We start from the raw sequence: 15,580 nt of genomic DNA on the forward strand, positions 1-15,580 counted from the left end.
GCCGGCGCCGCGTGCGGCGCCGGCCCGGGTCACGTGCCGGCGTCACCCCGCCGGCGGTCACGCTGCGGCCTCGGTGCCGGTCTGGGCACCGGCCTGGGCGCCGGCCTCGCCGTCGGCCGGCTTGCGGAGCTGGAACCAGTAGAACCCGTACCCCGGCAGCGTGAGCACGTACGGCCTGTCGCCGATCGTGGGGAAGTTGATCCCGCCCCGCAGCTCGACCGGGGTCCACCCCTGGAAGCGGTACAGGTGAAGCTCCACCGGCTGCGGGAACTTGGAGAGGTTGTTCACGCAGAGGACGCAGTCCTCGCCGTCCTCCCGCAGGAAGGCCAGCACGCTCGTGTTCTCCGGGGCCAGCTCGGTGTAGCTGCCGGTGCCGAACACGGGGTGCTCGCGCCGGATCTGCAGCATGCGCCGGGTGAAGTGCAGCAACGACGAGGGGTTCTTCATCTGGGCCTCGACGTTGACCGCCTGGTACCCGTAGACCGGGTCCATGACGACCGGCAGGTAGAGCCGGCCGGGGTCGGCGGTGGAGAACCCGGCGTTGCGGTCCGGGGTCCACTGCATCGGGGTGCGGACCGAGTCCCGGTCCTCGAGCCAGATGTTGTCCCCCATGCCGATCTCGTCGCCGTAGTAGAGGACCGGCGAGCCCGGCATGCTGAGCAGCAGCGCGGTGAACAGCTCGATCTGGTCCCGGTCGTTGTCGAGCAGCGGGGCGAGCCGCCGCCGGATGCCGAGGTAGGCCCGCATCCGCGGGTCCTTGGCGTACTCGGTGTGCATGTAGTCGCGCTCTTCCTCGGTGACCATCTCGAGCGTGAGCTCGTCGTGGTTGCGGAGGAAGATGCCCCACTGCGCCTTCTCCGGGATCTTCGGGGTGCGCGACATGATCTCGGAGATCGGCTCCCGGGTCTGCCGCCGCACCGCCATGAAGATCCGCGGCATCAGCGGGAAGTGGAAGGCCATGTGGCACTCGTCGCCGCCGGTGGCCGGGTCGCCGAAGTAGGCCACGACGTCCTCCGGCCAGCCGTTCGCCTCGGCGAGCAGGACCTTGTCCGGGTAGAGCCGGTCCACCTCGGCCCGGATCCGCTTCAGGTAGGCGTGGGTCTCCGGCAGCCCGGCGCAGTTCGTGCCGTCCCGCTCGAAGAGGTACGGCACGGCGTCGAGCCGGAACCCGTCGATGCCGAGGTCGAGCCAGAACCGGATGACCTCGAGCATCGCCTCCTGCACCGCGGGGTTGTCGTAGTTGAGGTCGGGCTGGTGGTGGAAGAACCGGTGCCAGTAGTACTGGCCGCGCACCGGGTCGAAGGTCCAGTTGGACTCCTCGGCGCCGATGAAGACGACCGGGGCCTCCGCGTAGCGCGTCGGGTCGTCCGACCACACGTAGAAGTCGCCGAACGGGCCGTCCGGGTCCTGCCGGGACGCCTGGAACCACGGGTGCCGGTCACTGGTGTGGTTCATCACCAGGTCCGTGATGATGCGGATGCCGCGCTTGTGCGCGGCCTCGATCATCTCCACGAAGTCGCCCAGGTCGCCGAACTCCGGCAGGATCTTGAAGTAGTCGGAGATGTCGTAGCCCCCGTCGCGCAGCGGCGACTCGTACAGCGGCAGGAGCCACAGGCAGTCGACTCCGAGCCACTTGAGGTAGTCCAGTTTCTCGATCAGCCCGCGCAAGTCGCCGGTGCCGTCACCGTTGGAGTCCTTGAAGCCGCGGACGTTCACCTCGTAGAAGACCGCGCGCTTGTACCACAGCGGGTCTCGTGAGGTGTAGTCGGCGATCACGGTCCGGTCACCGGACGCCGCCGAAGCCTGTCCAGGCAAACGCGCAGCAGCGTTCATCGCTTCTCGCTAGCAGGGATAAGGGGATACCGAGTGAGATTGACCTGAGTGTTGGTGCTCGGCGTGGGGGCGCGAGCGGAATTTAGGAAAACATAACACCGCCGTTGCCCTTACCCGTACCGCTTTCCACAGGTTCCAGGCCACCTGATCTCCGGCCGGTCCGCACCGGTGATCTAGGAGGTGAAAGCCCAGGTCAGGCGGTGGGCGCCGGACCCGGCGGCGGCGCGGTCGCCCGCGCGTGCGGCGCGCGGCCGAAACGGCGCGGCCGCGGCGTGGGCACCGCGGGGAGCGCCCCGGCGTGGGCGCCGCGGCGATCGCCCCGGCGCGACCCCGCCCGGGACCCCGGAGACCGGGCCGCGGCGGGCCCCGTCAGGCCGGTGCGCGCCGTCCCGTCAGGCCGGTGCGGGCGCGGTCCCGCCGCGCGGGGCCGCGGCCGGCGCGGCGCCGTCCCCGTGCCAGGGCGGGGTGAGATCGCCGAGCGCTTCCCCGTAGTCGGTGAGCCAGGCGCCGAAGAGCACCAGGGCGCGCAGCCAGAACCGCGAGTTCCACGACCCGAACGCGGTGAGCGCGTCCGGCCCGGCCTCGACCACCTCCAGCATCTGGGGGGAGAGGAGCCCGGGGATCTCGGCCGCCCGGACCAGCATCCGGTGGTTCCACTCCCGGGCCACGGGCCCGTTCGACCGCAGCGGCACCCGCCGGTTCGGGAGCAGCGGCTCGTTGGTGGACGGCAGCGCGGCCACCCGGGGGTTCGCGGCGCGCAGGATCTCCCGGTAGAACCGGCCGCCCTCCTTGCGGGAGACCGGCACCGAGAGCGCCGCCTCGAAGAACTCCGGGTGGAGGAACGGGAAGACCGGGGTGACCTCCGGGCCGGCCAGGCCGAGCGGCGACCGGGCGATGCCCCGGACGGTCCGGGTGTGGAGCACGCTGAGCGGCAGCTCGGCCCGGTGCCCGTGGAGCATCGAGGTGGCCTGGAGGAAGGCGGTGCGCACCTGGTCGTCGATCCACTCGCGCGCGGCGTCGCCGAGCACGGGGATGTGCGGCGCGCCGGTGGCGAGGGAGGCGAGCAGGGCCTCGCGGCGGGCGGCGCCGGTGCCGGCGGCCACCGCGTCCGAGCTGATGAGGAAGTTCTTCATCAGCGGCCCGCCGGCCAGCCCGTCGACCACCGGGCGCCCGGCCCGGTGCACCTCCCGGGCGAAGGGCGCGTACCAGGCGTGGTGGCTGGTGAGGTACTCGAGCCGGCGCGCCACCCAGAGCGCCTCCTCCGGGTACCGCGCCGGGTCCTGCGGCACGATCCGGTGGGGGATGCCGAGCTCGCGGGTGATGTACCGGGCGAAGTCGATGTCGGTGTCGAGCCCGTCGTCCGGGCTGGTGGTCCACGACTCGACGTCCATGCCGCGGGCCACGGCCACGCTCGCGAGCAGCCGCGAGTCGTACCCGCCGCTCACCGGCACGAGCACCCGGTCGTACGGCTCGAGCGCCCGGTGGAGCAGGGCGACCATGTCGCGGGCGGTCACCCCGCGGTCGATCGGCTCCCGCCGCACCCACCAGGGGGCGCGCCGGTCGAGCCGCAGCCGCCGCCCGGTGCGCGACCAGATCAGCGCGGTCGCCCCGGGCAGGCGCTTGACGTCCTCGTACGGCGTGTCGTCGAGCAGGGGGTAGGTGAGCTTGAGGATCGCCGCCCAGGCGCGCCAGTTCACCCGGTACGGCCGGCGGGCCAGGGCGAGCAGCGGCTCGATCAGCCCGGCGAAGTAGACGGCGTCCCCGTCGGCGAGGTAGTAGACGTCGACGAGCCCGAACGCGCCGGTGTGCAGGGTCACCTCGCCGGGCGCGTCGATGAGCCCCGGCGTCTCGTAGGCCTCCGCGACCGGCAGCCACCCGTCCGCGCCGGCGTCCGCCGCGGGCCGCCGATCCCCCCAGGCGTACGCGGTCGCCCCGGGGTCCGCGCGGTACGGGGTGAGCGGCCCGGAGCTGAACAGCGCGGCCTCCCGCCCGGTGTGCACGGCGGTCACGGCCGGGCCGGAGCGGGCGAGCAGGCCGAGTTTCGCCGGGTCGTACGGCCCGATCGCTCCGCAGACGTACGGCCGGGCCAGGAACCGTGGCCATTCACCGTTGCGCACGCTCGCCCCTCCTCACAGGCGCCGGGTTCTCGCCCATTCTCCCGGTTCTCCCGGCCGGCCGTGGCGGCCGATTCTCCCACCGGTCGTGGCGGCCGAGGCGCCGCCGGACCCGGCCGTGGGCGGCGGGGGACGGGACTGCCGGGAAAATGGCGACGTCGCGCGATAAGGCCGCTGTTTTGCGAATATTGTGGCTCCTGTCCATTCGGCTTGACGCGGAGTCACCCCCATGAGCGAGCGAAGCGAGCTGGACGCCCTCCGGGAGGCGCTGGCCCAGGCCGTACAGCAGGCATCCCAGGCCGCCGAACTGGCCCGGCTGCTCACGGACTATCAGCGCAGGCTCGACGAGGCCGCCCGGGCCGAGGCCGAGGCGGTCACCCGGATGCGCCAGGCCGAGGCACGGCTCAAGGCCGTGGAGCGGCAGAACGCCACGCTCGCCAAGAACCTCGCCGAGCAGCGGTACCAGACCGCGGTGGCGAACTGGAAGCTCGCCTCGCTGCGGGAGAGCCGCTGGTCCAAGCTCGGCGACGCCCTGCACTCCAAGAACCCGGGCAAGCTGGCCCAGACCCTCCGGGCGCCGGTGAAGAAGCCCCCGGCGCCCAAGCGCTCGGACTTCCCGCCGGAGCTCCCCAAGATCCCCGAGCCGGCGGTGACCCCGGCCGCCCCCGACCCGAAGGCCCCGCAGGTCTCCACGCCGATGGCGGACGGCTTCACCGTGCCCAAGGGCCCGACCGCCCGGCCGTACCTCACCGTGGCGGCGATCGTCGACCGGCAGACCGAGGCGCTGCTGCGGTACGAGTGGCGGCTGGTCACCGACTTCGGCCTGGAGAACTGGGAGGAGATGCTCGAGCGGCGCCGGCCGCACCTGCTCCTCGCCGAGTCCGTACGGCCCGGCCCCCGCCAGGGCAACGGCGGGCGCTGGCTCGAGGCGCTCGCCGGGGAGTCCCGCGCGCTCCGCGACCTGATCGCCGCCTGCCGCAAGCGGGGCATCCGGACCGTGTTCTGGCACTCGGGCGGGCCGGTGTCCCGCGCGGTGCCCGCCGCCGAGCACTTCGACCACGTGCTCACCTACTCCGAGGCGCGGGCCCGGGAGTGGCGGTCCGCCTTGCGCCACGACCGGGTGGGGGTCCTGCCGTACGCGATCCAGCCGCGGGTGCACAACCCGATCCCCGCGATCGGCGGCCGCACCGAGGAGATCATGACCCTCGGCACGGTCGCCGTGCCCGCCGAGGGCGACGGCGCCGCGGACCAGGCCGGCCGGGTCTGGCGGCCCATGCCCGGGCAGGGCGACGAGAAGATCACCTACGACGACCTGCTCACCGCCTACCGGAGGCCCGCCCTCGTCGTGGCCGGCCCCGACGCCGACGAGCGGGCGGTCGCCGAGATCTCCGCGTGCGGCACGCCCGTGCTCCGGATGCGCAAGGGGGCGGGGCCGGAGGAGACCGCCGCCGCGGCCGAGGCCCTCCTGGCCGACCGGGAGCGGCTCGCCCGGGAGGCGCACCTCGCCTGGCGGGCGGCCACCCGGGTGACCCCGCTGCTCGACCCGATCCTCGACGTCCTCGGCATCCCGAGCGTGCGGGGCGCGGACCGGATCACCGTGATCAGCGCGGTGCGCACCCCGGAGGAGCTCGAGCACCTCGCCGCCCAGGTCGCCCGGCAGGCTCACCGGCCCGGGCAGCTCGTCGTGGTCGCCGAGGGCCTCGACGCCGCCCTGGTGGAGAAGACCGTCCGCCACGCCGTGGAGCTCGACGACCTGGTGGTCCGGGTCTCCGGCACCCCGATCACCCGTGGCGCCGCCCTCGACCGCGCGGCCCGGCTCGCCGACGGCGACCACGTGGCGGTGTTCGACCCCCGGGACGTGTACGGCGAGCACTACCTGGCCGACCTGGCCGGGTACTTCGCCGTGGCCGACGCCGAGGTGATCGGCAAGGCCTCGTTCTACGCCCACCTGCCGGGGACCGGCGCCACGCTGCTCCGCCAGCCGGGCGCCGAGCACCGCTTCCTGCCCGAGGTCGCCGGGGGCACGCTGCTCGCCCGCCGCCAGACGATCACCGACCTCGGGTTCGCCGACGTCTCCGAGGAGTGGGGCGAGGTCTTCATGCGGCAGTGCCGTACCGACGGGGTGCGGGTCTACTCGGCCGACCGGTACTCGTACGTGTGCGTCCGCGAGTCCGCGGAGGGGGAGCTGCTCGGCTCGGCCCGCCTGGAGGGGTACGTGCCCGCCGAGCCGCTCGCCCTGATCTGAGCCGGCCTCGGCGCGGCGGGGAGTGCGCCGGCCTCGGCGCCTCGGGGCGGTTGGGCGGTGGGCGCCGGCCTGGGCGCCTCGTGCCGCCCGGAGCCCGGCACTGCCGGGGGTGGATACCCTCCCGGTGTGACGCCCACGCAGCTCGCCGAGCTCCTCGGGGAACCCCCGGTGCCGCACGGCTCCTGGGAGCGGGCCGCGGTGTACGCCTCGGCGGCCGCGCTCCGCTCCGGACGGCCGCCGCGCGCGGCCGCCGAAGAGCTCGCGGCCCGGCTCCGCGGCCGGGAGGGGATCGCGGGCGTCCGGGTGCGGGACGACGGCTTCCTGATGATCGAGGTGGCATGCCCGGGGGAGATCGTCCGCGAGATCGTGACGGCCGGGCCGCCGCGGATCGCCGAGCCGGCCGAGGCGCCCCCGGACCACCCCCGGACCTGGGACAACCCCGGCTTCGTGGTCCGCTACGCGCACGCCCGCGCGGCCGCCGTGGAGCGGTGGGCGGACGCCCTCGGCGTGCCCTGGGACGGGTTCCGGCCCGAGCTCCTCGCCGATCCCCACGACCGCGCCGTGCTCCGCCTGCTCGCCGAGCCGCCGAGCCGCGGCGCCGGCCGCGACCCCCGCTGGGCCGGGTACGCCGAGCGCCTCGCCCTCGCCTACCACGACGCGCACGAGCGCGCCCCGGCCGTCCCCCGGGGGGACGAGCCGGTGCGCGAGGTGCACACCGCGCGGCTCTGGCTCGCCCGGGCGGTGCGCGCCGTGCTCTCCGCCGTGCTCGCCACCCCGCTGCCGGAGCGGATCTGACCGCCCGCCCGGAGTGGATCCGGCCGGCCGCCGCGGAAGACCTCCCGGAGAGCGGCCGTTTTCCTCCAGGTTCTTCGTGGGAAACGCCTGATGACCCGATTTGCTGCTGCCCGCCGTCTCACCTATCGAACAGCCGTGTCTCGAGGCCGGGCCGCGGTCGGATAGCCTCAGTCGGGTGAGCCGATTCGCCCATCCGGCCGGCGACAGGCATGCGGCCGCCGCCATCGCCGGAGCCCTCAACGAGGAGCGTCCACCCGTCATGCCGGCCGACCTCAACGCACTGCACCCCGCGATCTGGCCGCGGACCGCGGTCCGGGTCGGCGGTGCCCTCACCGTCGGCGGCGTCGACGTGCGCGACCTGGCGAGGGAGTTCGGGACGCCGCTCTACATCGTCGACGAGGAGGACTTCCGCTCCCGCTGCCGGGACTACCGCTCGGCCTTCCCCGACGGGGACGTCCACTACGCGGGCAAGGCGTTCCTCTGCCGGGAGGTGGCCCGCTGGATCGACCAGGAGGGCCTCGGCCTCGACGTGTGCACCGGCGGCGAGCTCGCGGTCGCGCTCAGCGTGGGCTTCCCGCCCGAGCGGATCACCATGCACGGCAACAACAAGTCGGTCGCCGAGCTGGAGCGGGCGGTCACCGCCGGGGTCGGCCGCATCGTGATCGACTCCTTCGAGGAGATCGACCGGCTCGGCCAGATCGCCGCCCGGTACGGCAGGCGGCCCAAGGTGCTGATCCGGGTGACCGTGGGCGTCGAGGCGCACACCCATGAGTTCATCGCGACCGCCCACGACGACCAGAAGTTCGGGCTCTCGCTGAGCAGCGGGGCGGCGGCCGAGGCCGTGCGCCGTGTCCTGGCGCGCCCCCAGCTCGAGCTGGTCGGGCTGCACTCGCACATCGGGTCCCAGATCACCGACGTCGGCGGGTTCGAGGTCGCCGCCCGCCGGCTCGCCGGCCTGCTCGTCGGCATCCGGGACGAGCACGGGGTGGTGCTCCCCGAGCTCGACCTCGGCGGCGGGTACGGCATCCCGTACGTCGAGGGCGACGAGGCGCCGGACATCAAGGTCATCGCGGACGGGCTCCGGGAGATCACCACGACGGTGTGCCGGTCGGCCGGGCTGCCCGTGCCGCGCCTGATCGTGGAGCCGGGCCGCTCCATCGCGGGGATCGCCGGGATCACCCTCTACGAGGTCGGCACGGTCAAGGACGTGGAGGGCCTGCGCACCTACGTGAGCGTCGATGGCGGCATGAGCGACAACATCCGCACGGCGCTCTACGGGGCGAACTACACCGCCGTGGTCGCCTCCCGGGAGAGCGACGCGGCCCCGATGCTCTCCCGGCTGGTCGGCAAGCACTGCGAGAGCGGCGACATGGTGATCCGCGATCTGTGGCTGCCCTCGGACGTGGTCCCCGGCGACCTGATCGCGGTGGCCGGCACCGGCGCCTACTGCCGTTCGCTGTCGAGCAACTACAACTACCTGCCCCGGCCCGCTGTGGTCGCGGTGTCGAAGGGCGCGGCGCGCGTCATCGTGCGCCGGGAGACCGAGGAAGACCTGCTGCGTGGGCAGCCGTGACGTGGAACGGTACGGCGGGCGTAACGAGGAGGGCTTGTGACCAACCCCAAACCCGGGCTGAAAGTCGCATTGCTGGGCTGCGGTGTCGTCGGGTCGCAGGTGGTGCGGCTCCTGCGCGAGCAGGCCGATGACCTGGCCGCCCGGATCGGCGCTCCCCTGGAGCTGGCCGGGGTGGCCGTGCGCCGGCCCGGCCGCAAGCGCGATGTCGACCTGGACCCCGCGCTGATCACCACCGACGCCGAGGCGCTGGTCACCCGGGACGACGTCGACATCGTCGTCGAGGTGATCGGCGGGATCGAGCCCGCCAGGTCCCTGATCCTCGCCGCCATGGCGAAGGGCAAGTCGGTGGTCACGGCGAACAAGGCGCTGCTCGCCGAGGACGGTGCCACCATCCACCGGGCGGCGCGGGAGAACGGCGTGGACCTCTACTTCGAGGCCTCCGTCGCCGGGGCGATCCCGCTGCTCCGCCCGCTGCGCGAGTCGCTCGCCGGTGACCGGATCCGCCGGGTGCTCGGCATCGTCAACGGCACCACCAACTACATCCTGGACAAGATGGACAGCACCGGGGCGTCGTTCACCGAGGCCCTGGAGGAGGCCCAGGCGCTGGGGTACGCCGAGGCCGACCCCACCGCCGACGTCGAGGGGTTCGACGCCGCCGCCAAGGCGGCGATCCTCGCCGGGCTCGCGTTCCACAGCCGGGTCACCGCGGCCGACGTGCACCGCGAGGGCATCACCGAGATCACCGCCTCGGACGTGGCCTCGGCGAAGGCCATGGGCTACGTGATCAAGCTGCTCGCGATCTGCGCGAAGACCGAGGACGGCCGGTCGATCGGCGTCCGCGTGCACCCCGCCATGATCCCGAGGTCGCACCCGCTCGCCGGGGTCCGGGAGGCGTACAACGCGGTGTTCGTCGAGGCCGAGTCGGCCGGGCGGCTGATGTTCTACGGCGCGGGCGCGGGCGGCGCGCCCACCGCCTCGGCGGTGCTCGGCGACATCGTCGCGGTGGCGCGCAACCGGCTCGCCGGCACGGTCGGCCCGGAGGAGCTCACCTACGCCGACCTGAAGGTCCACCCGATGGGGGAGACGATCACCCGGTACTACGTCTCCCTCGACGTGGCGGACAAGCCCGGCGTGCTCGCCCGGGTGGCCGAGGTCTTCGCCCGGCACGACGTCTCCATCCAGACGGTCCGCCAGGAGGGGCGCGGCGACGACGCGCAGCTCGTCCTCGTCACCCACCAGGCCACGGACGCGGCGCTCTCGGCCACCGTCCAGGACCTGGGCCGGCTCGACATCGTCCGCGCCGTGGCGAGCGTGATGCGGGTGGAGGGCGACGACACCCCCTGACCGTAACCCCCTGACCGCCCGCGCCGCGCGGATGTCCGGGTGCGTCGGGCCGTGCGCCGTGCGGGCGCCCGGGTGCGGCAGGCCATCGGCCGTGCGGATGTCCGGGTGCGGCGGGCCGTACCCGGTGCCGCGCGGGGCGTCGCCGTCGCCGGCGCGGGTCCCGCCCGGGCGCCGGGCCGGTCGCCCCGGCTGCCGGATGTATCCCGGTATGTCGCGACGTGTCGGGAGTGGGGGATATGGGCCGAGCGACCGTGATATGGGCGAGTGGGCTATGAGGCCGCCGGGACTCGGTTAGTCTCTGCTCCCATGTGGTCGTGGATCAAGAAGGCGTCGACGGTCTCCCTCGCCGCGGCGCTCGCCGCCGGCATTCCGGCGGCCGCCTCCGCCGAGCCGGCGGCCGCGAGGCAGACGGTGGTCGCCCTCACCTTCGACGACGGCACCGCCGATCACGCCCGAGTCGCCAAGATGCTCCGCGAACGCGGGCTGCGGGGGACGTTCTACGTCAACAGCGGCCGGCTCGGCCGGCGCGGCTACCTCACCGCGGCCGACCTGCGGTCCATGGCGAAGGCCGGGCACGAGATCGGCGGCCACACCAGGGAGCACGTCCGCCTCGCCCACCTCAGCCCCGACCAGCAGCGGCGCCAGATCTGCGAGGACCGGCGGGCGCTGTTCCGCCTCGGCCTCAAGGTGCGGTCGTTCGCCTACCCGTTCGGCAACTTCGACCAGACGAGCCGCGAGCTCGCCATGTACTGCGGGTACACCTCGGCGCGCGGCATCAACGGCCTCTACCGGCCGGACACCTGCCGGTCCTGCCCGTACGCCGAGACGATCCCGCCCGCCGACCTCGCGCTGGTGCGGACCACCTCGCAGACCCGGATGCCGCGCACCGCCCGCAACCTCGCCGCCTCCGTCACCCGGGCCCAGGCGCACGGCGGCGGGCTCGTCACCTTCGTCTTCCACCGCATCCGGGACGACAAGCGGGACCAGTACGCGACCAGCCCGAAGGAGTTCACCCGGTTCATCGACTGGCTGGCGCGGCAGCAGAAGGCGAAGAAGGTCGTGGTGAAGCCGCTGGGCGAGGTCGTCGGCGGCCGGGTCTGGCCCGTGCCCGGCGACTCCTGACCTCCGGGGCGCCGGCTGCGACCCGTGGCTTGTCACGGTCGGTGACGGTCTGGTGGACTTCTCAGGTTCTTGTGATAGATGTCCACTAGCGTGGTAAACCGCGGTCAGCAGGAGGTGCCATGACGACCGAGCTGTGCTCGCCGATGGGGTTCATGCGCACCCCATCCGAGGGGACGGCGGAGCTGTCATGGCAGGACGGCCGATGGTTCGCGGCCGGCCGCCCGCTCGGGCGGCCGCTGCGCCCCGACGACGTGGCACCGCTCCGGCCGCTGCGCGCGTTACGGGTCGCCTGGCCGCGCGAACCCGCGGCGTACGCGCTCGCCACGATCCGGGACCTCGCCGGAGCGGGCGTCCCGCTCACCGCGGACCCGCCGCCGGCCTGGGTCCGCGCCGCCGACCCCGTGCTCGCCGACCTGATCGCCGGCTGGGTCCCCGAGGCCGGGGACGGCTCGCCCCGCTCCGTGGCCGACCTGCGGCGGGAGGAGCACAGCGTGCGCCTGCGGCGGCACGCGCTCCGCGCCAAGGGCCTCTGCCGGGACACGCCCCAGGTGGCGGTGGTGATGGCGAGCCGCCGCCCGCACCTCGTCGGCCGGGCGCTCGCCCAGATCGCCCGCCAGCGCGGCGCCGACCTCGAGGTGATCGTCGCGCTGCACGGCTACCCCGCGGACCTGGTACGGCAGGCCCTCGACGAGTTCCCCGGCACGCTCACCGTCATCGAGGCGGACCGGGACACCCCGTTCGGCGCGGTGCTCAACCAGGCGGCCGAACGGTCCTCGGCGGGCCTCATCGCCAAGTGGGACGACGATGACTGGTACGGCCCCGAGCACATCGCCGACCTGCTGCTCGCCAAGGCGTACTCCGGGGCCGACGTCGTGGGCACGGCCGCCGAGTTCTTCCACCTGGAGCCGCTGAACTGCACGATCCGCCGGACCGACTACTCCAGCGAGGTCTGGACCGATCACGTCGCCGGGGGCACGATCCTGATCGACCGGCGGCTCTTCCAGGAGGTGGGCGGTTTCGCCCCGCTTCCCGGAGGCGTCGACAGCCACCTGCTCCGCGCGGCCGCGGCGGCCGGCGGGCGGATCTACCGCACCCACGGTCTCGGCTACATGCTCAGCCGGTCGGTGAGCGGCGACCACACCTGGCGGCTCCCCCTCGCCCACTTCCTCAGAGTCGCGACCAACCAATGGCACGGCTTCCGGCCGAGCCTGCTGCTGGAAACGCCATGACGCCACGAATCCGGGGAAACGACTACACCGTCCTGCGCCCGCCGGCGATCGGCTCGCCGTGGACGCCTCGGCTCACCGTGAGCGTGGTCATCCCCGCCTACGGCGCCCAGGAGAAGCTCGACCTCGTGCTCGCCGGGCTCTCCGCGCAGACCTATCCGCAGAACCTCATCGAGGTCATCGTCGTCGACAACGGCAGCACGCCGCCGCTGCGCCTCCCGGAGATCCGGCCGGCCAACACCCGGCTGGTGGTCTGCCCGGACCCGGGCCGCGCGGCCGCGCGGAACGCGGGCCTCGCCGCCGCCACCGGCGACGTGATCCACTGGCTGGACGCCGACGTCGTCCCCGAGCGGACCGAGGTCGAGGCGCACATGCGCTGGCACCACCTCGCGCCGTACCTGTCCGTCACCTCGTACCTGCGCTTCACCACGGCCCCGCTGCCCTCCCCGGAGGAGGTCGCCGCCGCCGAGGACCTGGGGAAGTTCTTCGAGCCGGCCGAGCCGCACGCCTGGATCGCGGACCTCATCGAGCGGACGGAGGCGCTCACCCGGTCGCGGCGGCCGTTCAGCGTCCACGTCGGCGGCGCCGCCTCGGTCGCCGCCCGGCTGTTCGAGCGCGCCGGGGCCATGGACCCCGAGATGATCCTCGGCCAGGACACCGAGATGGGGTACCGGCTGGCCCAGGCCGGCGCGGTGTTCATCCCGGACCCCGAGGCCCGCGGCTACCACCTCGGCCCCTCGATGCGGATGCGGGACGGCGAGGCCATCAACCGCGTGAGCCACGCCCTCATCGCCGACCGGGTCCCGGTCTACCGGTGGCTGCGCTCGCACCCGTACCGGCAGTGGAAGGTGCCCTGGCTCGAGGTGGCCGTCGACGCGGCGGGCGCGTCGTTCGAGGACGTGCGCGCCACCGTGGACGGCGTGCTCGCCGGCACGCTCACCGACCTGGCGGTGATCCTGGTCGGCCCGTGGGACGAGATCGAGCCGGAGCGGCGGGCGCCGCTCACCGACCCCCGCCTCGACCTCTCCCTGATCCGCGCCCACTACGCCTACGAGGGCAGGGTCCGGTTCGCCACCTCGCTCCCGCACACGGCCGCGCCGTTCCGCCTGCACCTGCCGCCGGGCTGGGTCCCGGGGGAGGACAGCCTGTTCGCGCTGCTCTCCCTCGCCCGGGACGAGCAGAACCTCGGCCTGGTCAGCGTCCTCCTCGCCGAGGGCCCGGACGGGATCGTCAGCGCCCGGCTCGAGCGCACGGAGGCGTTCGCCCGGGCGGCCATGCTCGTGACCGAGGGCGAGAGCATCGACACCGTGGTCGACGAGACGTTCGGCACGCTCTGGGTCGACGGCGAGACGTACGGGTTCGTCCCGGCCTCCGCCGCCGCGCCGCTGCACAGCGCGCGGGCCGCCTACCGCGCCCGGGTGGAGGCGGAGGCCGAGGTGGCGCGCCTCACCAAGGAGACCGAGCGGCTGCGCGCCCAGGTCACCCGCTGGCGGGACGAGGCGGCCAAATGGCGGCGCTCCGCGGTGGAGTACCGCCGGGAGATCGGCAGCCTCCGGCGGCAGATCTCCGCCCTCAAGCGGCGCGACCCCGGGCTGAAGGCCATCGCCCGCGGCATCGCCCGGTCCATCGCGTTCCGCCGCTCGCACCCGCCGGACAAGGCCGCCGGTTCATGATCGGCGGAACAGGCCGAGGCGGCCCCACACGGAGCGGCCGCCCGGCTGTGCCGGGGCGGGCTCTTTCGCCGCCGGCCGTGCCGCCTGGCCCTCCCGCCGCCGCGCCGCTCGCCGTTCCGCCTCCTGCGCGGCCTGCCCGCCGGCCGGCTCCGGGCGCTTGGCGGCGGGCTCGTCCCGTCCGGCCGCCCGCCGGAACTCCCGCTCCGCGGCGTGCCGTACCCCGTGGGTCGCCTCGATGACGTCGGTCAGCCGCTCGCCGGGCGCGGCGAGCAGCCGGGCGCGGGCGACCGCCTCGGTGCGCTCCAGCGTCGCGGTCCCGCCGCCGTCGAGCTCGACCACCAGCATCCCCAGCCGCTCCTCGAGCATGACCTTGGTCATCCGCTCCAGCAGGTCGCCGGTCGGCGGGGCGTCGATCGGCGCGGTGTACCGGAACGGGGCCGGGGCCGCCGTCGGGGCGGGGCGCTCGGCGAACCGCACCCGCGGGTCGTGGCGGAGCAGCTCGTGCACGAGGGCGCGGTCGAAGGCGGGGCCGTGCCACTGGGGGCCGCCGGGGGCGGCCGGGTCCGGCCAGGTCCCCACCAGGGTGACCGCCACGTCGGTGAGGGTGCCGCCGAGGGCGGCGTCGACCGCGGCGCGCACCCGCCGCTCGTCCGCCCCGGTCGCGTCGAACACGACCTCGACGAAGGGGACGAGCCACCGCCGGCCCCGGTCCTTGCGGAGATCCCGCCGGAGCGGCACCCGGTGCGCCAGGTAGGTCTCGACCAGGCGGATGATCGCCTCCCGGTGCTCGCCCCGCTGCGCCGGCATGCCGAGGTGGACCGCCCGCGCCGCCGGGTCGGGGATGAACACCGCGCCCGCCTGCGCGAGCCGGTAGGCGAACTCGGTGTCCTGCCCGCGGACGACCTCGGGGTCGAACCCGCCGACCTCCGCCAGGAGCGTGCGGCGGAGCGACACGGTGGGCCCGGTGCAGACCTGGTAGGGGTTGCGGCTCTTCCGCAGCCCGTCGAGCCGCTCGATCGTCGCCTCGGTCGAGCTGGCGACCAGCGCGGCCGGGTCGAAGAGCGAGTCGAAGTCGCCGCGCTTCACCGCGTCGTAGACCGCCTCCGGGGTGAGCTCCGGCTCCTCGGTGAACCTCTTGCCGCCGATCGTCACCAGGTAGTCGGTCAGGTGGTGCCAGCGGAACAGGGACTCCAGGTGCTCGGCGCAGATCACCATGTCCGCGTCGAGCCGGTGGACGATCTCACCGCCGGCCGCCGCGATCCCCGCGTTCATCGCGTGCCCGGGCCCCCGGCCGCCCGGCGGGCTGACGATGATCCGCGTGTTCTCCGGGCGGATCTCCGGCAGCCGCAGCGGCGGGGAGCTCCCGTCGTCCACGACGATGACCTCGGTGAGCGAGGCAGGGTAGGTCTGGGCGGCGAGCGCGGCGAGGGTGAGGTCGAGGCGGTGCTGCGCACCGCGCGCCGGGATGACCACGCTGGCGGTGAGCCGCGGAACCCAGTCGCCCAGGGGCGGTGGAGTCAGGGGAGAATAGTCGTTGTGCCGGATCCTCGGCCGGGCTTCGCCCGTCACGATGGCACTCCTCGCCTCTCAGACGCAGCGGATTCCCGGCCAACACTAGCGAAACCGGCCGCCGGTTTCCTAAGGTGACGCCCGGC

Annotated in this window: 10 protein-coding genes; 7 read left to right on the forward strand and 3 right to left on the reverse strand. The window is 74.2% G+C overall.

Going from position 1 to position 15,580, the window contains the following annotated elements; translation table 11 throughout:
- Positions 1-57: 57 nt before the first annotated feature.
- A complete protein-coding gene (treS, locus tag TBIS_RS04355) occupies positions 58-1,833 on the reverse strand; it encodes a maltose alpha-D-glucosyltransferase (RefSeq protein ID WP_013131131.1) in 1,776 nt (591 codons plus the stop codon).
- A gap of 392 nt (positions 1,834-2,225) precedes the next feature.
- A complete protein-coding gene (locus tag TBIS_RS04360) occupies positions 2,226-3,950 on the reverse strand; it encodes an asparagine synthetase B family protein (RefSeq protein WP_013131132.1) in 1,725 nt (574 codons plus the stop codon).
- A 226-nt stretch (positions 3,951-4,176) separates the two neighbouring features.
- Between TBIS_RS04360 and TBIS_RS04365 the strand changes: the two genes are divergently transcribed.
- The 7 genes from TBIS_RS04365 (at position 4,177) to TBIS_RS04395 (ending at position 13,925) form a co-directional block, all read left to right on the forward strand.
- Positions 4,177-6,192 carry a CgeB family protein gene (locus tag TBIS_RS04365; protein WP_013131133.1) on the forward strand — a complete coding sequence of 672 codons (2,016 nt, stop codon included), beginning with the start codon at positions 4,177-4,179 and terminating at the stop codon, positions 6,190-6,192.
- Between the two features lie 126 nt (positions 6,193-6,318).
- Positions 6,319-6,987, forward strand: a complete 669-nt coding sequence (locus tag TBIS_RS04370) for a DALR anticodon-binding domain-containing protein (protein WP_013131134.1) — start codon at positions 6,319-6,321, stop codon at positions 6,985-6,987.
- Positions 6,988-7,162: 175 nt separating this feature from the next.
- The gene (gene lysA, locus TBIS_RS04375) at positions 7,163-8,560 is read left to right on the forward strand and encodes a diaminopimelate decarboxylase (protein WP_013131135.1); all 1,398 of its coding nucleotides are present in this window, start codon (positions 7,163-7,165) and stop codon (positions 8,558-8,560) included.
- Positions 8,561-8,596: 36 nt separating this feature from the next.
- The gene (locus tag TBIS_RS04380; protein WP_013131136.1) at positions 8,597-9,904 is read left to right on the forward strand and encodes a homoserine dehydrogenase; all 1,308 of its coding nucleotides are present in this window, start codon (positions 8,597-8,599) and stop codon (positions 9,902-9,904) included.
- Between the two features lie 306 nt (positions 9,905-10,210).
- Entirely contained in the window at positions 10,211-11,026 is an 816-nt protein-coding gene (locus TBIS_RS04385) for a polysaccharide deacetylase family protein (protein WP_013131137.1), read from the forward strand.
- Positions 11,027-11,145: 119 nt separating this feature from the next.
- Positions 11,146-12,255, forward strand: a complete 1,110-nt coding sequence (locus TBIS_RS04390; protein WP_013131138.1) for a glycosyltransferase family 2 protein — start codon at positions 11,146-11,148, stop codon at positions 12,253-12,255.
- Complete coding sequence (locus TBIS_RS04395) at positions 12,252-13,925, forward strand: glycosyltransferase family 2 protein (RefSeq protein WP_013131139.1); 1,674 nt, start codon at positions 12,252-12,254, stop codon at positions 13,923-13,925. Before TBIS_RS04390 ends, TBIS_RS04395 begins: the two co-directional genes overlap by 4 nt.
- Here TBIS_RS04395 and TBIS_RS04400 read toward each other — a convergent pair.
- Positions 13,920-15,494 (reverse strand): glycosyltransferase, encoded by a 1,575-nt coding sequence (locus TBIS_RS04400; protein WP_013131140.1) that lies wholly within the window; start codon positions 15,492-15,494, stop codon positions 13,920-13,922. The genes TBIS_RS04395 and TBIS_RS04400 overlap by 6 nt on opposite strands.
- Between the last annotated feature and the right edge of the window lie 86 nt (positions 15,495-15,580).

Source organism: Thermobispora bispora DSM 43833 (assembly GCF_000092645.1).
GTDB classification, from domain to species: domain Bacteria; phylum Actinomycetota; class Actinomycetes; order Streptosporangiales; family Streptosporangiaceae; genus Thermobispora; species Thermobispora bispora.